The 21,227-nt window shown below is 48.6% G+C and carries 15 protein-coding genes; 4 read left to right on the forward strand and 11 right to left on the reverse strand.

What is annotated here, in order from left to right:
• The first annotated feature begins 4 nt into the window (after positions 1-4).
• Positions 5-862 (forward strand): 4-hydroxybenzoate octaprenyltransferase, encoded by an 858-nt coding sequence (ubiA, locus tag CP950_RS01355; RefSeq protein WP_419185565.1) that lies wholly within the window; start codon positions 5-7, stop codon positions 860-862.
• On the opposite strand, the gene proC is transcribed toward ubiA, so the two are convergent.
• The 5 genes from proC to CP950_RS01380 are packed head-to-tail and all read right to left on the reverse strand — an operon-like array spanning position 848 to position 6,354.
• Positions 848-1,711 (reverse strand): pyrroline-5-carboxylate reductase, encoded by an 864-nt coding sequence (gene proC, locus CP950_RS01360; protein WP_207760171.1) that lies wholly within the window; start codon positions 1,709-1,711, stop codon positions 848-850. The genes ubiA and proC overlap by 15 nt on opposite strands.
• The gene (locus CP950_RS01365; RefSeq protein WP_096672062.1) at positions 1,708-2,433 is read right to left on the reverse strand and encodes a YggS family pyridoxal phosphate-dependent enzyme; all 726 of its coding nucleotides are present in this window, start codon (positions 2,431-2,433) and stop codon (positions 1,708-1,710) included. Before CP950_RS01365 ends, proC begins: the two co-directional genes overlap by 4 nt.
• Positions 2,433-3,710: a glycolate oxidase subunit GlcF gene (gene glcF / locus CP950_RS01370; protein ID WP_096672063.1), complete on the reverse strand. Its 1,278-nt coding sequence runs from the start codon at positions 3,708-3,710 to the stop codon at positions 2,433-2,435. The genes CP950_RS01365 and glcF overlap by 1 nt, the downstream gene beginning before the upstream one ends.
• An 8-nt stretch (positions 3,711-3,718) precedes the next feature.
• Positions 3,719-4,867, reverse strand: coding sequence for a glycolate oxidase subunit GlcE (gene glcE, locus CP950_RS01375; RefSeq protein WP_096672064.1), 1,149 nt, complete (start codon positions 4,865-4,867; stop codon positions 3,719-3,721).
• Entirely contained in the window at positions 4,867-6,354 is a 1,488-nt protein-coding gene (locus CP950_RS01380; RefSeq protein WP_419185566.1) for an FAD-linked oxidase C-terminal domain-containing protein, read from the reverse strand. The genes glcE and CP950_RS01380 overlap by 1 nt, the downstream gene beginning before the upstream one ends.
• Positions 6,355-6,399: 45 nt before the next feature.
• Here CP950_RS01380 and CP950_RS01385 point away from each other — a divergent pair, with 45 nt between their 5' ends.
• The gene (locus CP950_RS01385) at positions 6,400-6,969 is read left to right on the forward strand and encodes a cob(I)yrinic acid a,c-diamide adenosyltransferase (RefSeq protein ID WP_096672065.1); all 570 of its coding nucleotides are present in this window, start codon (positions 6,400-6,402) and stop codon (positions 6,967-6,969) included.
• A gap of 31 nt (positions 6,970-7,000) precedes the next feature.
• Here CP950_RS01385 and CP950_RS01390 read toward each other — a convergent pair whose 3' ends face one another.
• From CP950_RS01390 to CP950_RS01405, 4 genes are read right to left on the reverse strand one after another with little or no spacing between them, the layout of a single operon-like run.
• The gene (locus CP950_RS01390; RefSeq protein WP_096672066.1) at positions 7,001-8,122 is read right to left on the reverse strand and encodes a 3-deoxy-7-phosphoheptulonate synthase; all 1,122 of its coding nucleotides are present in this window, start codon (positions 8,120-8,122) and stop codon (positions 7,001-7,003) included.
• 19 nt (positions 8,123-8,141) lie between these two features.
• Positions 8,142-9,632 (reverse strand): metalloprotease TldD, encoded by a 1,491-nt coding sequence (gene tldD / locus CP950_RS01395; RefSeq protein ID WP_096672067.1) that lies wholly within the window; start codon positions 9,630-9,632, stop codon positions 8,142-8,144.
• A 24-nt stretch (positions 9,633-9,656) separates the two neighbouring features.
• The gene (locus tag CP950_RS01400) at positions 9,657-10,481 is read right to left on the reverse strand and encodes a carbon-nitrogen hydrolase family protein (RefSeq protein ID WP_096672068.1); all 825 of its coding nucleotides are present in this window, start codon (positions 10,479-10,481) and stop codon (positions 9,657-9,659) included.
• Between the two features lie 12 nt (positions 10,482-10,493).
• Positions 10,494-14,681, reverse strand: a complete 4,188-nt coding sequence (locus tag CP950_RS01405; RefSeq protein ID WP_207760172.1) for a YhdP family protein — start codon at positions 14,679-14,681, stop codon at positions 10,494-10,496.
• Between the two features lie 76 nt (positions 14,682-14,757).
• Here CP950_RS01405 and glnE point away from each other — a divergent pair, with 76 nt between their 5' ends.
• A complete protein-coding gene (glnE, locus tag CP950_RS01410) occupies positions 14,758-17,562 on the forward strand; it encodes a bifunctional [glutamate--ammonia ligase]-adenylyl-L-tyrosine phosphorylase/[glutamate--ammonia-ligase] adenylyltransferase (RefSeq protein ID WP_096672069.1) in 2,805 nt (934 codons plus the stop codon).
• On the opposite strand, the gene recN is transcribed toward glnE, so the two are convergent.
• Together recN and CP950_RS01420 are read right to left on the reverse strand one after the other, a co-directional pair.
• Positions 17,559-19,229, reverse strand: a complete 1,671-nt coding sequence (recN, locus tag CP950_RS01415) for a DNA repair protein RecN (RefSeq protein WP_096672070.1) — start codon at positions 19,227-19,229, stop codon at positions 17,559-17,561. The two genes, glnE and recN, sit on opposite strands and share 4 nt — an antisense overlap.
• 26 nt (positions 19,230-19,255) lie before the next feature.
• The gene (locus tag CP950_RS01420) at positions 19,256-20,161 is read right to left on the reverse strand and encodes an NAD kinase (protein WP_096672401.1); all 906 of its coding nucleotides are present in this window, start codon (positions 20,159-20,161) and stop codon (positions 19,256-19,258) included.
• A gap of 37 nt (positions 20,162-20,198) precedes the next feature.
• Between CP950_RS01420 and hrcA the strand changes: the two genes are divergently transcribed.
• Positions 20,199-21,209 (forward strand): heat-inducible transcriptional repressor HrcA, encoded by a 1,011-nt coding sequence (gene hrcA / locus CP950_RS01425; RefSeq protein ID WP_096672071.1) that lies wholly within the window; start codon positions 20,199-20,201, stop codon positions 21,207-21,209.
• The last annotated feature ends 18 nt before the right edge of the window (positions 21,210-21,227 follow it).

Consider the following 21,227-nt stretch of genomic DNA (forward strand, 5'->3'; position numbering starts at 1 on the left):
AGATATTCGTGGTCGTTTGATTTCTTATAGCCATTTGATGCGCTTAGATAAGCCTATTGGTACGCTTTTGTTGCTATGGCCAACTTTATGGGCCCTATGGCTCGCGAGTGGTGGTTTTCCGCAATGGTCTGTTTTTGGGATATTTGCCCTAGGGACTTTTTTAATGCGTAGCGCAGGTTGTGCGGTCAATGATTATGCTGATCAAGATTTCGATCGGCATGTACAGCGCACCAAGAACCGGCCCATTACCAGTGGTGCAATTTCTGGGAAGGAGGCATTGGGCTTGGCATTCATTTTAGTGCTCGCGGCTTTCTTATTAATTCAGCCGCTCAACACCTTGACTAAAGTGCTCTCGGTATTTGCTCTAGCAGTTGCCATCATCTATCCGTTTACGAAACGCTTTTTAGCAATTCCCCAAGCGGTACTGGGTGTGGCTTTTGGTTTTGGTATTCCGATGGCTTTTGCTGCTGTGCTGGGTTTGATCCCATTAGTGGCATGGATTTTATTTATTGGAAATCTGTTTTGGGTAATTGCTTACGACACAGCCTACGCCATGGTGGATCGAGACGATGATTTGCGCCTTGGGTTGCGCACCTCAGCTATTACCTTTGGTCGCTTTGAAGTGATTGCAGTGGCCATGTGTTACGGGCTCTTCTTTTTAAGCTTGCTGCTAGTGGCTTACTTAAGCCAGCTCAGCGTTTACTTTTATTTGGGTTGGGCGGCCGCAGCAGTTTGCGCCTTGTATCAGCTCAAGCTCATTGCTTCTAGAAAACGTGAGGCATGTTTTAAAGCTTTCCTCCACAGCAACTGGTTGGGAGGTTTCGTATTTCTAGGAATTGTGCTCGGACTAGGATTGACCTAATTCGTCACCCATCTCATTGCTACGTTGATTGGCAGACTTGACTGCTTTTTCTAAAGTGGCGTGCCAATCGAGTTGCTTTAGGGTTTCTAGGGCGGCCGCTGTAGTGCCGCCCTTCGAGGTAACTCGTTCTCTTAGTACGCCGGCATGCTCTTCGGAGTTATGGGCCAATTGCGTCGCTCCTTCCAAAGTCGCATAAGCCAATTGACGTGCGGTACCAGCATCAAGACCGAGTTTTTCACCGCTTGATTGCAGAGCTTCCAAGAAGGCAAAGACATAGGCAGGGCCACTGCCAGAAACGGCGGTAACTGCATCCATCAGCTTTTCTTCATTGACCCAAACTGTTTGACCAACAGCCTGACAAATTGCTTCAGCCAAAGTCTTATCAGCGGAGCTCACCGAGGAATCGGCGTATAAACCCGTGATTCCTTTGCCAACTAAGGCAGGCGTATTGGGCATCGCACGTACGCAACGCGTGTGATCAAGCCAGCGACTCATATCTTTGATGCGAATACCTGCGGCAATACTCAGAATAAGCGGACCATGTGAGCCCGCTTTTTTTAACTTTGCATTGAGATCCTTAGCAACCTTGCTAAAGTTCTGTGGCTTGATGGCGATCACAACGACGTTATTGAGAGAGAAGTTAAAGGCGATTTGATCTAAGGCCCCAATAATTTGCACGCCAAAATCGCTTTGCAATGCGAGACCTGTATTTGCATTGGCCTCGATTACTGAGAGTTGATTCGCTTCAAAGCCATTTGCTAACAAGCCACTAATCAAGGCGCGGCCCATATTGCCGCCGCCAATAAAAGTGATATGAACTTGTGAGTCTTGCTGTGGAATGGTCATCATGTATTGATCTTAGCGCGTTTTCCGAAAATCGCTGAACCGACTCTGACCATCGTACTGCCTTCGGCGACGGCTGCCTCCAAATCATCTGACATCCCCATCGATAAGGTATCAAAGTGTTCAAAGCCAATTGCAGTAGAGTGCTTGAGTTTTATCTGTGCGAAACACGCTTTGAGCTTAGCAAAAGCAGCATGCTGTTCACTTAGGTCAGGGCTGGGTGCGGGTATCGCCATCAAACCCCGGAGAGTGACATGCGGCAGATTGGCAATAGCAATACATAGTGCTTCAGTCTCAGGCAGGGAAACGCCGCCCTTACTTTCTTCTTCGCTCACGTTTACTTGAACACAAAGCTGAAGCGCGTCCAGTTCAGGATAGTCGCCACGCTGTGCAGAGAGGCGCTCAGCAATTTTTAGGCGATCAATACTATGAATCCAATCAAAATGCTGCGCTACCTCCTTTGTTTTATTACTTTGCAGAGGGCCAATAAAATGCCACTGAAGTAAAGGGCGCAACTTGGCAAGCTCCTGAATTTTTTCAACACCTTCTTGCACATAGTTTTCACCAAAAGCAGTTTGTCCTGCATGCACCGCTTCTTCGACAGCTTCAGCCGGAAAGGTCTTGCTTACTGCTAGCAACTGAATATCCTGAGGTTTGCGCTGAACGGCCGCAGCAGCGAGCTCTAATCGTTGCCTGACCTCAATCAAATTACTAGTGATCAAACTCATTAGTGGGCAGTGTTTTTCTGCGAGACAAGTTGATCTACCATCTCAATCCAATGTAGAACGGGGGTATTTTTTTGTTGAAGATGGGCAATGCAGCCCACATTTCCAGAAACGATTACATCTGCGCCTGATTCTTCGCAAGCGGCATTGAGATGCTGTAATTTTTGCGTGCGCAACTGCTCAGAGAGTTCGGGTTGTGTAACGGAGTAGGTGCCCGCCGAGCCGCAGCAGAGATGGCTATCGGCACAAAGCCGCACACCAACTCCAAGGCTGGTCAAAAGCCCTTCAACTTTGCCACGAATTTGCTGCCCATGTTGCAAGGTGCAAGGTGGGTGATAGACCACTCCAGGCTTGGGATCAGAGCCTACTAATTCAATCAATTCATTTTGCAGTAGGGGGAGGATTTCTGAAATATCCTTAGTGAGCTTGGATATACTTTGCGCTTTAGCAGCATAGGTTGGATCGTTTGCGAGCAGATGGCCATAGTCTTTCACCATCACGCCACAGCCTGAGGCTGTCATCACAATGGCTTCTGCTCCCGCCTCAACCAGTGGCCACCAAGCATCAATATTTTGTTTGACATTGGCTACGGCGCCCTCTTGATCATTTAGATGATGACGCAAGGCCCCGCAGCAGGTGGCGTTGGGCGCGCTCACGAGTTGGATTTTTAGCGCATCCAAAACACGAGCAGTAGCCGAGTTAATGTTGGGCAACATACCTGGCTGAACGCAGCCTTCCAGCAATAGCATTTTGCGTGAGTGACTTGTTTGGGGTCTCTGATAGGGATCGGTAGCGTTCGCTAGGCCAGTATTTTTTACTAAAGGAATCTTGCGCTGGATGCTAGCGGGCATGAGGGGGCGCACTAGGCGTCCTAATGTCATTGCAGAATTAAATAAACGCGGGCTAGTGAGGCCTTCTTTCAAAGCCCAACGCGTGAGTCGTTGGCTCAGGGGCCTAGCCGGTGTATTTTCTTCTGCCCATTTACGGCCAATATCAATTAAGTTGCCGTATTGCACGCCACTCGGACAGGTGCTTTCGCAGTTGCGACAGGTCAAGCAGCGATCAAGGTGCAGACGGGTTTTTTCAGTGGGCGCTTGACCTTCGGCCATTTGCTTAATGAGGTAAATGCGACCCCGTGGGCCATCGAGTTCATCACCTAATAATTGATAGGTGGGGCAAGTGGCGGTGCAGAAACCGCAATGAACGCATTTACCCAGAATGTGCGCCGCTTCAACGCCCTCTGGCGTATTAATAAATTGAGGAGCAAGTTGTGTTTGCATAAGAATCTTTAAGGAAGACGGCCAGTGGCAAAAACGCCTGCTGGATCGAAGGTGGCCCGCAAGCGGTCTTGAACAGCTGTCAAGGCGGCGGAATGGGCTTGCTCACTCAATAAAGTGAAGCGTTGATTAAGGGTATCTACTTGACTGCCCTGACGGAATCGAGTGGCATGACCACCATTTGCTGCAGCCATATGTTTCAAGGTTTCAAATGTCGCATCATCGCCCCGCGCTTTGATCCAGCGCTGTTGACCATGCCATTCAAGAATCATTTCTGGATTCATATTGGGAATCGAGAGGGAGCCACAGCTGACTGGTAGTGCAAGTCGATACAGAGTTTCATTGGCGGCTAGGTTGGTAAATGAGGCCAAGCCTTGTTCGCGCAGGTCACGCCAAAAGGTAGTGGCCAGCTTAGGGTCCAATTCAGTTAAATGGACCGCCGCACTCATTAAGGGGATTGCAGCCTTGACTGCCGCTGTAGCACCTGCCAAGCGAATCGTCATTTCCCCGTCATCGGACGAGTTAGCACTCCCAATCCAACTGCTAGCGGAGAGAGGCAAAGGCTGACCAGCCCATTGATTCAAGAGTTCTAAAGCACGCACTTGTGAGATGCGGCCACGCAATGTTGTACTAGCGGCTGGTTTTGGTAACACTTTGACAGAGGCTTCCAAAATCAAGGCTAAGGTTCCCAGGGAGCCAGGTAGAAGACGAGAAACGTCATAGCCGGCAACGTTTTTCATTACCTTGCCGCCAAACGATAAGTCTTGCGCTTTGCCATCGAGAATGCGGGCGCCGAGTACAAAATCTCGCAAGTTGCCTGCGCTGATTCTGCCCGGACCAGCAAGGCCGGCGGCAATCGCACCTCCAAAGGTAGCCGAGCTGCCAAAGTAGGGCGGTTCAAATGCCAGCACCTGATTTTTTTCTGTGAGGGCCGCTTCAATTTCGCTCAGTGGCGTGCCTGCACAAGCAGTAATGACTAATTCTTCTGGTTGGTATTCCAGGATGCCGCAGTAAGTGCCGGTGTTGAGTTTTTCAAAAGAATTTACGTTGCCGTACCAAGATTTGGTGCCGCCACCCATAATCGAAAGCTGCTTATTTTGTTTGGCCGCTTGAATGATTTGCTCTTGAAATTGGTTAATACCTACATTGGTGCTTGTCATTAAAAGCGCTCTAATTCTGGGTGGGGGAGCTTACCGCCGCTAATGCGCATACGTCCATACTCTGCGCAACGACTCAAGGTGGGAATAGCTTTATCAGGATTAAGGAGATGCTCTGGATCAAAGGCGCTCTTTACGCCCCAAAAAGTTTCTCGCTCGCCTTCGCCGAACTGCACACACATCGAATTAATCTTTTCAATACCTACCCCGTGCTCACCGGTAATTGTGCCGTCTAACTCCACGCAGGCTTCCAAAATTTCTGTACCGAATTCTTCAGCGCGGTGCCACTCTTCTTGATCAGCACCATTAAATAAAATCAGGGGATGCATATTGCCGTCGCCCGCATGGAAAACGTTCAAGCAAGCCAGACCATACTTTTTTTCCATTCCCTGAATGCGCTTAAGTAAGGTGGCAATGTTTCTGCGCGGAATCGTGCCATCCATGCAGTAATAGTCAGGTGAGAGGCAACCGGCAGCGGGGAAAGCATTTTTACGGCCACTCCAAAAGCGGAGCCGTTCTGCCTCATCTTGAGAGATCTGAATACCACTTGCTCCAGATTGCTCAAGAACCTGAGTCATGCGTTCGATTTCTTCAGCGACTTCCTCTGGCGTGCCGTCAGACTCGCACAAGAGAATTGCTTCCGCATCTAGGTCATAACCTGCGTGCACAAATTCTTCCACTGCTCTAGTCGTAGCTTTATCCATCATTTCAAGGCCAGCAGGAATAATGCCGGCAGCAATAATCGCCGCTACGGCATTAGCGCCTTTTTCGATGTCAGCAAAGCTTGCCATAATGACCCGCGCTAATTTGGGTTTGGCTACTAATTTGACCGTTACTTCAGTGACAACGGCAAGCATGCCTTCACTACCCGTGACGATAGCGAGTAGGTCTAAGCCAGGGGCGTCAGGAGCCAAACTCCCGAATTCAACAATCTCACCGTTCATCAGAGCGCCGCGCACACGCAAGACATTGTGTAGGGTTAAGCCGTACTTGAGGCAATGCACCCCACCAGAGTTCTCATTGACGTTTCCGCCAATGGAGCAGGCGATTTGAGAGGAGGGGTCGGGCGCGTAATACAGGCCTAAATGGGCCACAGCTTCGGAAATGGCGAGGTTACGGACACCCGGCTGAACGACCGCGGTACGAGTAAAGTGGTCAACGCTGATGATCTTCTTCATCTTGGCCAAGGACAGCACCAGCCCTTGAGAGATCGGCATAGCGCCACCAGATAAACCTGTTCCAGAGCCACGCGGCACGATTGGCACTTGCATATCGAAGCAAATCTTCAGAATCTGGGTAACTTGCGCTTCAGTCTCAGGAAGGGCAACCGCTAAAGGCATCTTACGGTAGGCAGCCAGACCATCGCATTCATAAGGAATCGTGTCTTCAGGCTCCCAAAGTAATGCATGTTCAGGAAGGATGGGGCTTAGGGCCGCTACCAATTTAGACTGAAGTGCAGTAATGGCAGCAAGGTCCGGGGGGAGAGTCATCATATTCATACTGTTTATTTTAGCTAATTCCCTATAATCAGGCGCATGGGGAATCGACTTTCAAAAATAGCCACGAGAACTGGCGATGCTGGCATGACTGGTTTAGGTGACGGCAGCAGGGTGGAGAAAGACCATTTGCGGATTTGCGCTATGGGCGATGTCGATGAATTAAATTCAGAAATCGGTGTTTTGATGACTGAATCGATCCCTGAAGCCCTTTTGGCCGAATTACAGGCCCTCTTTTTGCAAGTGCAGCACGACCTGTTCGATTTAGGTGGCGAGCTCTGTATCCCGAACTACACCTTGCTTAAGCCAGATCATGTAGCCCAACTAGATGTTTGGCTGGAAAAATATAACGCGACTTTACCGCCCCTGACTGAATTTATATTGCCTGGTGGGACGCGGGCAGCCGCGCAAGCGCATGTCTGTAGAACAGTTTGCCGCAGAGCCGAACGCTCGATTGTGCGCTTAGGATGGGAGGAGCCTCTCTATGACTCCCCTCGCCAATATGTCAATCGCCTCTCGGATTTGCTCTTCGTTCTATCGCGGGTATTAAATCGTGCTGCTGGTGGGCAAGATATTCTTTGGAAGCATGAAAAAAAAGAGACTAAATAAATTAGTCTCTTTAGCTGGCATCTAAGTGAAATTACTTTTTTTGCCGGCGATTTTTGACCGCCAAAGCCAGGCGTTGCAATACATTCACTGAATCTTCCCAATTGATACAAGCATCAGTAATGCTCTTGCCATACTCCAACTTATTTGGATCATCTTTGCCTGGCGTGAATTTTTGAGCACCATCGAGGAGGTGACTCTCAATCATGACGCCAAAAATTTCCTGTGAACCCGATTCGATCTGCTCGGCAATATTTTCCGCAACCACAATTTGACGCTCATGTTTTTTGCTGGAATTGGCGTGGGATAGATCTACCATCAGGCTCGCCGGGAGCTTTGCGGCCTCAAGCTCCGCGCAAGCGCTTTGCACATATTGGGCTTCGTAGTTAGGCTCTTTGCCGCCACGCAATATAACGTGACAGTCTTTATTGCCTTTGGTTTCTACGATCGACACCTGACCATTTTTGTGAACCGATAAGAAGTGGTGTGGTCGACTGGCTGCCTGAATAGCATCTGTTGCAATCTTGATATTGCCGTCGGTGCCATTCTTAAAACCAATCGGCGCGGAAAGACCAGAGGCTAACTCACGGTGCACTTGGCTTTCAGTAGTGCGCGCACCAATCGCTCCCCAAGAAATCAGATCAGCAATGTATTGAGGCGAAATCACGTCGAGGAATTCGCTACCAGCAGGCATACCAAGACGATTAATTTCCATGAGCACTTGACGGGCAATACGCAGACCTTCTTCGATGCGATAACTCTCATCGAGGTAGGGGTCGTTGATCAACCCTTTCCAACCAACAGTAGTACGGGGTTTCTCAAAATAAACCCGCATCACGATTTCTAACTCGCCAGCAAAACGTTCACGTTCAGCCAATAATCGTTGGCAATACTCGAGGGCTGCTCTTGGATCATGAATCGAACAGGGTCCAATAATGACTAATAAACGATCATCTTTGCCGTGAATAATGTCTCGTATCTTGGCGCGGGTCTTGCTGATGAGGGACTCAATAGCGGTGCCAGCAATCGGAAAAAAGCGGATTAAATGCTCTGGTGGGGGCAGAACAGTAATGTTGTGAATGCGTTGATCATCTGTATCCGATGTTTTGTCGACAGCGGCGTACCAATTAGCGGGATTCGAATTTTGTTGGCTCATGCAGCTATTTTAAGCCGTATCAGGCAGTTCCACCCACAGTTAGGCTATCGATGCGCAAAGTGGGTTGACCAACCCCCACGGGCACGCTCTGACCTTCCTTGCCACAAACACCGATTCCACCGTCTAATTTGAGGTCGTTTCCGATCATTGAGACTTGTTTTAGGGATTCTGGACCGCTCCCAATAATGGTGGCGCCTTTAACGGGATATTGGATTTTCCCGTTTTCCACCCAATAGGCCTCGGAAGCAGAAAACACAAATTTCCCGCTAGTAATATCCACCTGACCGCCACCAAAGTTCACGGCGTAAAGGCCGCGTTTGATGCTGGCAACGATTTCTTCTGGATCATCTTTGCCGGCCATCATATAAGTATTGGTCATTCTTGGCATAGGTAAGGATGCGTAACTTTCACGCCGGCCATTACCAGTAAGGGGCATATTCATGAGGCGGGCATTTAGGCTGTCCTGAATATAGCCCTTCAAAATGCCATCCTCGATGAGGGTAGTGCACTGCGTAGGCGTGCCCTCATCATCAATGCTAAGTGAGCCACGGCGCCCAGTGAGAGTGCCGTCATCGACTACGGTTACCCCTTTAGCGGCAACCTGTTGTCCAATGCGGCCGGCAAACGCAGAAGAGCCTTTGCGATTGAAGTCACCTTCTAAACCATGACCAACCGCTTCGTGTAATAAAACGCCGGGCCAGCCAGGCCCCATGACAACGGTCATTGGGCCTGCGGGAGCGGGCCGCGATTCTAAATTAATGAGAGCGCCGTCAACTGCCTCGTCCACATATTGGTTAATGAGCTCACTGCTGAAATAGTTGTAATCGTGGCGTGCACCACCTCCAGAAGAGCCGGATTCTCTGCGGCCATTTTGCTCGGCAATGACGTGCACCGAAATGCGTACTAGAGGCCGGACATCCGCCGCCAGTAAGCCATCTGCTCGAATGACAAGAACCACATCAAACTCACCAGCCAGACTCGCCATGACTTGAATAATGCGTGGATCGCGTGCTTTGGCACGACGCTCGATCTTTTCTAGTAGAGCAATTTTGTCTTGAGGGGTCAACGACTCCAAAGGATTAAGGTCGGCATACAAGGTATTCGTAATTGGCCCGAAGGTTTTGCTGGCCACTGCCTGCTTGCCGCCTTGAGGCCCAATCACTCGAGTTGCCTTGGCCGCCCTGGTAAGCGCTTCAAGATTAATTTCATCGGAATAGGCAAAAGCAGTCTTATCGCCATAGATTGCGCGAACCCCAACGCCCTGATCAATATTAAAACTACCGGATTTAACGATGCCCTCCTCAAGACTCCAGCTTTCGCTGCGGGTATGCTGAAAATAGAGATCAGCGTCATCCAGTTGATGCGTAAACATGTCGCCAAAGGTTCGGTGCAGATTGCTTTCTGTAATCCCTGTGGGCTCGAGCAAAATGGACTGAGCCAATGCTAAAAGATCAGATTGCTTTTTTGGCTTAGACCAATCGCTTGGAAAAAGCGCTTCAGGTGCATTCATGGAGGGTGGAGAACTTTCGTTTGTCTAAAGCAGTCGATGTTGGAGTGCTGGTAGCTTAGAGCGTACCTCGTTTAGTTTTTCTTTGCTGAGAGTGCTGACAATATAGCCTTCGCCTTGTGGAAGACTAGCCAAAATCTCGCCCCAAGGGTCAATGATCATGCTATGACCCCAGGTTTGGCGTTGGCTGGCGTGGGTTCCGCCTTGGGCTGATGCCAGCACGTAGCACTGATTTTCAATCGCTCTAGCGCGAAGTAGTATTTCCCAGTGGGCTTTACCAGTAGTGTGAGTAAACGCAGCAGGTATACAGTGACAATCGACGGGCCCGATTGCCCTATAAAACTCCGGAAAGCGTAAGTCATAACAAATGCTGAGGCCAAAGCGCCATGGGGTGCCATTGAGATCAAAGCTGACGACCCCTACGGCATCGCCCGGCGTAATCGTATTGGCCTCTTGGTAATTTTCAGAATCGGTTTGAAAACCAAATAAATGCATTTTGTCGTAACGCGCAATCTGTAAACCCAAGGGATCGTAGACCAAGGTAGTGTTGAGTACCTTAGCGGGATTTGGCGACTCTAAGGGGATCGTACCTGCGACTAGGTAAATTCCGCTTTCATAAGCGATGGCAGCAAGCCGTTCCTGAATGGGGCCACTTCGAAAGACTTCTTTAATCTTGACTTTGTCTGTGTCCTTCAGGCCCATGAGACAAAAGTATTCGGGGAGGACTACGAGCTGAGCTCCGTCATTGGCGGCCGCTTTAATTAATTTCTGGGCCGTTATGAGGTTTTCCTCAAGATCAGGCGTCGAGACCATCTGAATAGAGGCTAATTTGAGCTGCGCCGATTGGATCATGTTCGCACTAATTTAATTGGCTTGTGGAGATTGAGCAAACGCTGGTTGAGTACCCAAATTGCGAGAGCTGTTTGGTTTAGCTTGCTCTTTCAATAATCCCTTGCTGCGAATCGAGTCGAGCGTCTTTTTATCTAGGGGCTGACCTTTTTGATCCAATGGAATAATTTCCGGGTTACTCCAAGAGCCTTGAATTAAATAATCGGATTGCATCGTGCGATTAATTTGATTGGTAATGAGATATTGACCCGCCAAAACACCCAGCCCTAGAAGGGGGTTGATGGCAAATGCTGCTAGCGACCCAGCAGCAGCGTCAATGGTGGGAAATATAGTGATGCGCAGGTCTTGAGTTTCAAGCGGAATATTAATTTGGCCATTCATAGCCACTCTTGCTTGGTCCAAATTCATTGTGAATTCTTTGGTATCAGCGATACCTTGCTTAATTTCAAAATTACTCGTGATGGTATTAAATGGCGTACCTTTGGTAGCTAGGTTGCCTAAAGTTCCTTGCAAATCAAGAGTGGCAAATTTCAATAAGCTTTGCAAGCTGAGAACGTCTAGCAGTTTGGCACCACTCGTATTAACCTCTAAGAGTCGGCCCTTAGCGAGGTCGATGTTGACGGTTCCGTTCAAAGTTTCGTAATGAGGAGCAAAGATCGGACCTAGCCAATTCAATTTGGCACTTAATCTGCCTTGCCCACCATCCACCGTTTTAGGGCTAGTCCAATGCGCAATGATCGCCCCGGCATCTTTAATTTCCATATCCACATTAATCGTACTTTGCTCTTGGGAGCCCGCAGTATTGCCTTGCCATTGGCCAGTGATAACAGAGCTGCCTTGTGGGTTTGCCAATTGGATTGACTCAATCTTGAGTGAGTCCTGAGTTGTTTTTGTTTTAATTTTGACGGTACCCAATTGAGCCTTAATCCATGCAAAATCGTCAATGGTGAGATTCAGGCTCGGAATCATATTGGGATTAATCACCCTTTCTGCAGGGGGCGGTTTCTGACACTTTTTAAGAGCATGGCTGCTAGCCGCTGTATCTAGATTGGATTTTTTAGGAGCTTCATCCGGAATGTGTAGTCGGCTTAAGCGCCCACTAATAAGATCGCCAGTGGATGAGGTGTTAGCGGGATGCCAATCTAGTTCTCCAGCGATATTGGGGGAGCTGGGCCGAAATTGCCAAACATTATTCTTATTGTTTGCAGTGAGACTGAAATCATTCCACACGCGGTCAAATGCAATCAATTTTTTAATTTGGGCATTGATTGAAACCGTTGGGTCAGTAGCAGTAGATTGCTTGTGCCCTGTCTCCTTGATCGACGACTTACCGCTAGCCATGAAATTTTGCCAAGCATCAATATTTAAATCATTGCCAACATAGCTAATAGCGAAGTCTTCCTGAGTAGGGGTAACATTCGTGCCGATTCCTAAGGCAAAGTGCAGATCATTGGCAGCATCTAAATTACCCGCCAAAAAATATTGGTCATCAATCTTCCCATTCCAGTCAGCTTGAGCTGAACTGGCGCCCTTACCGGTACCGCTTGCTCGATAGGTTCGCAAAAAGAGTTGCCCTTGCATTGGCGCGCCGATCAGTTTATTGATCGGTTTTGGGGCTGCAATTCCCCAATTACGAAAATCAAATTGAAGATTGGTTTGACTGCCAAGCTTATTAAAGTTAATAGCACCTTCGTACTTGGCTGTGCCGCTCATGGAAGTGAAAATAGGACTGACTTGCGACTGAGGGTGACGGGCAAAGTAATCCTTAATGATGCGTGATTGCATATCACCACTGATCTTAAAGCTGGTGTTCTCAGGTGCAGATGCAGCGCTAGAAATCTTCAGGCCGCCCCCAAGAAAAGTAGCGGAGATGTCTTCAAATTCAGGATTGGTTTCCGTAATCTTCAATTTGCCCTGCAAGTTTTCTAACGGGGGAATATCACCCCATTGCGCTTTATTGCCATTCAGCGTTACTTTCGCGTCAACGTTGGAATCATCGCTATTAGAAAGGGGAATCTTGAGGCCTAAATTGACATTCAGAAGCCCGCTAACCTTTAAGTTCTTTTCAAGACTAGGCTGCTTTTTTCCGACTGGCGAGAGGAAGACATATTCCAATATTTCAGATGCCGATCCTGCAGCAACGCCATTGATCAGAAGGGTGGGTTGATTAGCGCTGACATCTTTAATCTCGGCTTGTATATTTTCTAGGGCTACTTTTTTATAGCTTGCTTTATCGACCTTGACTTGAAGATGTGAATTTTCCATATCCACACTTCCGCCCACATTACTTAAGGCAGCCCAAACCCCTTGATTGCTAGATAGCAAAGGGGCAGGCTTAAATGTGGCGCCAATCAACGGCAAATGCAATGAGAGTTGACCAGGCTTACCTTTGGAGTAGGGCGCTTGATTTGGGTCGCCCTGAATATGCAAGCTACCATTTTTTACAATGCCGCCCTCAAAAGCTTTGCCCAGGTATTGCTGCACTTCCTTGCTTAGTCCCACCGGCAGATAGCGATGTACGCTAGTCAATTGGGCTTTATCAAACTTCATGTCGAGCGTCATGAAATCCGCTTTTTTTGGATCGGCAAGGAGATAACTGATGTCCAGTGTGGTATCGAGTTCCGCGTTGCTAAGCGCCAGTTTTTGGCCGTTGATGAGCCAGCCCCCTTTTTGCTTAGTCCAGCTCAAACTTCCTTTTGCTCTATCAAGCTGAATTTTTGGGTCGACTAATAAGTCGGCAATTTTTACCTCAAGATTCTGAGAGTCAAGAGTAAAACTCCCCTGAGTTTGATTGCTTGTCACATTACCTGTGAGGTGCGATATCGTAGGAATAGCAGAATTGAATCCGATAAAGCTCACATCGTTTAAAGATGCGCTTACGGTAAAGTCCAGACGGCTTGGGCTGAACCAGGACCCTGGCAAAGGTAACGCTCCTAAGGCTGATTTTTTCTCAGCCCAATTGAGATCAATAAATTTGAGTTCACCAGTAGCTTGCGACAACTTAATCGATTGCCGAATTTTTTTGGGCAGGGGCAGATTTAAAGCAAATACGGCGATATCTTCTACCAATATTTTTGGCGAGGAAAAGCCAAATTCTTTAATTTCTCCATCTTCGCCTGGCGGGCGCCAGCGAAAGATCATGGGACTCAGTTTTTCGAGGGGCGCATTACTATCGCTACCAATATCCCGCCACGCTAGGGATTCTGCGCTGATGGACAGCAATTTGCCATCGGTTTCTTGCGTGAGATTCGCTTCGAGTCTGCCAAATTCAAGCGGCTCTTCACCGCTGTGAAGTTGAGCAACTAGCTGGTCAGCCCCAAAAAAAAGTTTTGCTCCATCCGCTTTCCCGCTATCGAGCTTGAGCTGTCCCTTTGAGCTCACAACGCCCTCTAATAAATAGAGTGGTAGCGCAAAGTCTTTTCCTAAGGAGGCAAAGTTAAGGGAGGAAATATCCCAAGAAATATTGCCGACCCAATCGCGCCAGTTGCCTGCCTGCCCACCGAGGCGATGTACAAAATCAGTTTGCAGTTGAATAGGCGTCTTGCTCCAAGGTGTGACCATGGTGAGATTGGCTTGGTGACTACGAATGCCATTATCTAGATGGAGATTCTGAATCTCAATCGAGGTCTGGAGTTTTTTACTGAGCTGATCATTCCAAAAAATCTGGGCACGATTAATTTGAATATCGTTTTGGGAGAACAGCCAGTTTGCACCGGAATAATCATCTGGTTTGCCCCCTAGAGCAATGCCAGCAACTGAGACGATACCTTTAGCATCTCGTTGAGCATAGACTTGCGCATTACTAAGGGTGAGCTCATAAAAGTAAGGGGAGAGTTTATATACAGAACTCCAACTTAATTGCCCGCTAATTTTCTCGATGTATAGGGGGGAGGGTGCTTTATTGAGGCCAGCAAAGCGCAACCCCTCAATCTCAAAGCTTGGGCGAATTCCGGTCCAAGATACTCGCACGTCGTCCATGGTGACATTGGTCCCAAGCCGTGCACTCAATAGCTTCTCTAAGGCAGGTCTTGACTTTTCAATTTGAGGCCAAACAACGTAGCGGATGGCAAGGTGGCCGCAGACCAACAGGGCAAGGCATATCCCAAGCAGAATGAGTGCTCGTTTAGCCCACTGGCCGGGTGTGCCTGCAGCACGCATTGGAAGCATGCTTTTCAGGCGGGTCAAAAAGTGGTTAATCGGCATATTCACTATTATCCGCTAGCCTTTGCATCAGCTCCAAGCTCTGCTGTACCGCCTAGAGACCGATTAAGATGGAGAAATGACGGATTTCCCTGAGCAAATCGCTTTTTTAAAGCAGCACTCTAAGTATGCGCAACGGTGGTTGCTCGCCCGACCCGAGTGGTTGCCTTGGTTGCAGGCTGCTGGCGAGCAAAAAATAGACCCATCTGGCATTAACTCGCTTTTTGAGTCCTGTCACTCCATCATAGAGGGGGAGAGTCAGGATGAAGCTCACTTCATGGCTGAGATTCGTTTGGCAAGGCAGCGCTTGATGCTGTGGGTTGCCTTTCGGGATTTAAATGGCTTGGCGGATTTAGCTGAGGTCACCCATGCCTTGAGTTTCTTTGCCCAAAAGGCCATTGCTATCTGCATTGCCTTTATTCGACTAGATTTAAAGCTTCGTTTTGGACTTCCGTGGAGTACTGTTAATCACGCTGAAATGCCCTTATTGGTAGTTGGTATGGGCAAGTTGGGCGGTCTCGAGCTTAATCTCTCCTCCGATATCGATCTCATTTTCCTCTATGAGCATGAGGGTGAGACTGAGGGCGCTTCCAAGAGCCTGTCTTACCAAGAGTGGTTTACGCGGATGGGTAAGCGCCTCATTAAGTTATTGGCAGAACTAGACGGCAACGGCTTTGTATTTCGGGTAGATATGCGTTTAAGACCCAATGGGGACTCCGGACCCTTAGTGTGCAGCCTCGATATGCTGGAGGAATACCTCACCGTTCAGGGTAGGGAGTGGGAACGCTATGCATGGATCAAAGGTAGGTTAATTGCCCCATCGCCAGATTCTCCGGCGTTTGCTTTCTACGATAAGCTCCTTAATCAACTCATCCGCCCCTTCATTTATCGACGTCATTTAGACTACGGCGTTATTTCCGCTATCCGTGAGTTGCATTCACAAATTCAGCGGGAGGCAGAAAAACGCTCATCTGCGTATGCCGGCCGGTCTCGGGATATTAAGTTAGGGCGCGGCGGCATTCGAGAAATTGAATTCTTGGCGCAAATGTTTCAGCTGATGCGGGGCGGAACCGATCCCCGTTTTTGCATTCGCCCAACCTTAGAAGTGCTAGAGCTCATCAAACAACAAGGGACCTTGCCAGCCGAAGCCATTGACTCTTTAAAGCTTGCTTACGTCTTCTTACGGCGCTTAGAGCATCGCATTCAAGTTTGGGAAGACCAACAAACGCATTATTTGCCTGAAGACTCTCATGCTCGAGCTCGCTTAGCACTGAGTATGGGTTTCACAGATCAAGCGCAGTTTTTAACTGCACTCGACCATCATCAGTCCAGCGTGGCCAAATTATTTGAAGAGGCCTTTGTATTAAATGAGGAGTCCCGTTTGGATTTAGCGCCACTGGCACTGGATTGGGAGCCAGACCCTCAACGCTTCCCCCTCTCTTTAAGTCGTTGGAAGACTTGGAACGAGAGCTCAAAACAAAAGCTGCTGCCAGAAAAAAGCCGCTTAATTTTTAATAAGCTCATTCATAAAGCGGCTGATCTGTTGCAAGCAGAATTGCCGACTGAGGTGAGCGCGGATGCTGTCTTAGTGCGGTTTTTTGAACTGCTTGAAACCATTGTCAGAAGAACTGCCTATTTATCTATTCTGTCGGAGTATCCCAAGGCTTTATTAAATGTCCTTGCTTTGCTACGCGAATCCCAATGGGGCGCGCAATACTTAAGCAGGCATCCTTACTTACTGGATCACCTCTTGAACTCCCATGCTGAAATGGAGATGATTGAGCGCCCCGAAATGTATTGGACCGAGGTCAGGGCTACCTTAGAGCTTCGTTTAGACGATGCCATGACTCAAGGTGATGGTGCCGAGCGTGCTATGGATATTTTGCGCGTCACTCAGCATACCGAAACCTTCATTACACTCTTGGCAGATTTAGGTATTGGCGTGAAGCAAGCCCTTTCTGTAGAAAAAGTGAGCGATCACCTTTCTACTTTGGCTGATTTGATTTTGCAGACTATCTTTAAGTATGTGTGGCCTAGTGTGGCGCAAAAGTTTAGTGCCGATGCAAACACGCTCCCACCCTTTGCGATTATTTCCTATGGGAAGTTGGGGGGTAAAGAGCTGGGATACTCATCCGATCTAGATTTAGTATTTTTATATGAGGCAGCGGATTCAGACTTGGCAGCTCAGGAAATGTACGCCCTCCTCGCCAAGCGCATGATTAACTGGCTTACGGCATACACCTCAGCAGGCAGTCTCTTTGAGATTGATACTCGTCTACGTCCGAATGGATCTGCTGGATTTTTGGTTACCAATGTGCAGGCCTTTAAAAAATACCAATTGCGCGAAGGCGATAATGCCGCCTGGGTATGGGAGCACCAAGCATTGACCCGCGCCCGTTTCTCGGGGGGTAAGCAGGAAGTGGGCCTGATGTTTGATGCAGTCCGCTTTGAAGTTTTAAGTCAGGTACGCGATATCCCTCAGGTGAGGCAAGAGATTATCGAGATGCGTCAAAAGGTCCATGCCGGCCATTCAAATCCAGATAGCACGTTCGATTTAAAGCACGATGCGGGCGGTATGGTGGATATTGAATTCATTGTGCAATTCCTCATCTTGGCCTATGCGCACCGCTATCACCAGCTCATCGACAACTTGGGAAACATTGCGCTCTTGCGGGTAGCCGCAGAAGTCGGTTTGATCGAGCGGGAGGCGGCTATTAAGGTAGGTGATGCCTATCGTTTATTCCGTGCGCGTCAGCATCGCCTGCGCCTCGATGGTTTTGAGAAAACTCGAATATCAATAGACTCAGAAGTTGAATTACTGCGAGCTCGTCAAGCAGTTCTAGACTTATGGCAAGCCGTCTTTAAGTCGCCTACCTTGCTTTAGTTTTGCTCTAATAATTCACGGGCGTGACGCCGTGTTGTATCGGTAATCGTTGTGCCGCCAAGCATGCGCGCAACTTCTTCAACTCGCTCTGATCTGCCTAGCGGCGTTACTTGCGACACCGTTTTATCGACCGCTTGGGATTTGCTAACTTTTAAATGATGATTCCCCTGGGCGGCAACTTGAGGCAAGTGTGTCACGCATAAAATTTGATGCGATTCACCTAACTGCCGTAATAGTTTTCCAACGGTCTCAGCAACTGCACCGCCAATACCAGCATCCACCTCATCAAAAATTAAGGTTGGGGTGAAGGAGGCTTTGCTCGTAATGACGCTGATCGCTAAACTGATGCGAGCCAACTCGCCACCAGAGGCAACCTTAGCCAAAGAACGTGGTGTGCTACCCGCATGTCCAGCCACTAGAAATTCCACCTGCTCAAGACCGTGGAGACCACCTTCATTGAGTGGTGGCAAGGCAATCTCCAATTGCCCACCGAGCATCGAGAGATCTTGCATTGCGGCAGTCACAAGCCGGCCTAGATCAAGCGCAGCCTTATGACGTTTTTGCGAAAGCTGCTTTGCCAGTCCTAGGTAGTTGACCTCATTTTGTTTGACGCTAGCACGTAAGGACTCAATATTTTGTGAGGCAGTTAACGTATCCAAGCGTTCATGAGTTTCAACGAGTAGTGCGGGCAAGGCATCAGCTTCGGTACGGTATTTTCTAGCAGCGCTATGGAGAGCTTGCATACGCTCTTCCAGCATCACTAAACGCGCTGGATCTAACTCTAATTTTTGCAAGTAGCGATTGAGCGCATGCACCGCGTCATCAATCTGGATTTGCGCAGATTCAAGAGCTTGGCTAATGTCTACCAATGCCACATCATGCTCAGCCAGTGCGCGCATTTGGGTGGTGGTTTTGGACAGCGTGGACTCTACCGAGTTTTCGGCCTCGCTCAAGGCTTCAATTGCTTCTTGGCAACCGGTAATAATTTTGGCGCCATTGGCTAGACGCGCATGTTCACTTTGAATGCTGCCCCATTCACCAAGTTGCGGAGAGAGTTCAGTTAATTCTTCTAGCTGCCACTCTAGGCGCTCTCGTTCACGTTCAATATCTTGCCCGGCATTTTCCGCTTGCTCTAAGCGACGACGGGAGTCAGTTAATAATTTAAATAGTTGACTCACTTCGGTAGTGAGCGCGATCAGATTTGCATGACGATCTAGCAACTCTCTTTGCGCTCCACTTTTTAGCAGGAGCTGATGAGCATGTTGACCATGAATATCAACGAGTTGATCACCAACTTCTCGTAATTGCGCTAGGGTCGCTACACTGCCGTTAATAAAGGCGCGACTACGACCATTACTTTCCACCGTTCTTTTCAGTATGAGACTCTGTCCATCATCTTCAAGGGGAAAGCCTTGCTCATCGAGCCACGTAATCAATTGATTAACTAGTGGAGGATCTACCCGAAAGTGTGCGTTGATTTCAGCACGCTGGCATCCTTCGCGGATTTGGCTGCTGTCAGCGCGTTCACCTAAGGCAAGGCCGAGGGCATCAAGCAAAATCGATTTGCCAGCACCGGTTTCGCCGGTGAGGACTGAAAAGCCTGCAGAGAAATCGAGCTCTAGCTGTTCAACAATAACAAAGTCACGGAGTGCGAGGATTTGAAGCATGTATTAGCGTAGAGGATTATTTGACATCAGAATGTCGATGGATATTCGTTCCAATGCAATTTCTCACGCAAAGTTTGGTAGTCACTGTGAGCGCGAGGGTGCAATAGGCTAATAAATTTGTCAGATTGACTCACTTCAATAGAGTCGCCCACTTGCAAATCTGTTTGAGATTGCATATCAAAATTGACAATTGTTTGCTTGCCCTCAACCACTTCAATACTAATAGTGACATCTGGCGGCAACACGATCGGACGATTTGACAGAGAATGGGGCGCAATTGGAGCCAAAAGGATGCCGGCAACCCTTGGATGAAGGATGGGGCCACCTACGGAAAGCGCGTACGCAGTCGAGCCCGTTGGAGTGGATACAATCAAACCGTCAGAACGTTGGTTATACATAAAAGAACCATTGACGCGCACAGCCAATTCGACCATGCCAGAGATTCCTGAGCGGTTCACCACGACATCATTCAATGCCAAAGCGCGATTAATTTCCTTGCCATTGCGCAGCACGATGGCGTCCAGCAGGGTTCTGGTATCTGCTTCGTAATCGCCGGCAATCATTTTGGGGAGAATATCTTGCACCGATTGAATGGGAATATCGGTCATATATCCCAAGCGCCCCATATTGATGCCAACTAAAGGAACATTGCTACCGGCTAATTGACGTGCAATACCCAGCATGGTGCCATCGCCACCCAAAACCACGACCAGATCAATCTCGTTGGTAAAGGCATCGATACCCTTGGTGGGGTAGTTTGTCAGACCCAAGTGATCGGCGGTGCCGGACTCAATGAATACCTGACAACCCAAGCCGGTAACCAGCTTAGCAAGCTCGCTCAATCGTTCTTGCATGCCATCTACCTGATATTTGCCAACGAGGGCAACCCGGCTAAATGCCTTCTTGGTCAAATTTGCGGATGGGCTTAACATATAACGATTAAACCATAGGCTAAAAATCTCTTCCACCATGGACGATCGTTCCCGCGCATTACTCAAAACCCTCATCGAGCGCTACATCGAGGAGGGTCAGCCCATCGGCTCGCAATCCCTCTCGCGCTCTTCAGGGTTGGATCTTTCTGCGGCCACTATTCGTAATGTCATGGCAGATTTAGAAGAATTGGGGCTGGTAACCAGCCCTCATACCTCGGCAGGCAGAATTCCAACGCCTCGTGGCTACCGTTTGTTTGTCGATACGATGTTGACAGTTCGGCCGATAGAGGCAATCACTGCGCGAGAGGTAGAGCAGGGCTTGTTGCCAGACTCGCCCCAACGGGTTCTCAGCTCAGCGGCACAAATTTTGTCGAATTTGACGCATTTCGCTGGTGTGGTGATGACACCAAAGCGTGCCCAAGTCTTTAAGCATATTGAATTCTTGCGCCTCGGCGAGGGCAAAATTTTGCTTATATTGGTAACTCCAGAAGGCGACGTTCAGAACCGTATTTTGCCAACGACACAAGATTACTCACCCAGTCAGTTAACTGAAGCAGGTAACTACATTAATTCTCAGTTTGCGGGTAAAAGTTTCGCTGAAGTTCGTGCCCATCTCTTGTCTGACCTAGACCATTTGCGGGCAGATATTGCGGGCTTGATGGCCTTGGCCCTGCACAGCGGTGAAAGTGACTATGGCATGGGTCACAGTGAGGTGGTGTTATCGGGTGAACGCCGCTTATTAAATATAGGAGACTTGAGCTCAAATTTAGATAAATTGCGCAAGATGTTCGACATGCTGGAGCAAAAATCTGTCTTAGTGCAACTGCTAGATACCTCGAGTCATGCTGACGGTATTCAAATCTTTATTGGCGGCGAGAGCGACTTACTTCCTTACGAAGACCTAGCCGTCATTAGCGCGCCTTATAGTATTGATGGTCAAATCGTCGGTACCTTGGGGGTTATTGGTCCCACTCGCATGGCTTACGATCGAGTGATTCCGATTGTCGACATTACCTCCAAATTGCTGTCTGGCGCCTTGAGTTATTAAACTCAGTTATCAAACCCA

This window comes from Polynucleobacter meluiroseus (genome assembly GCF_900205755.1).
GTDB lineage: Bacteria > Pseudomonadota > Gammaproteobacteria > Burkholderiales > Burkholderiaceae > Polynucleobacter > Polynucleobacter meluiroseus.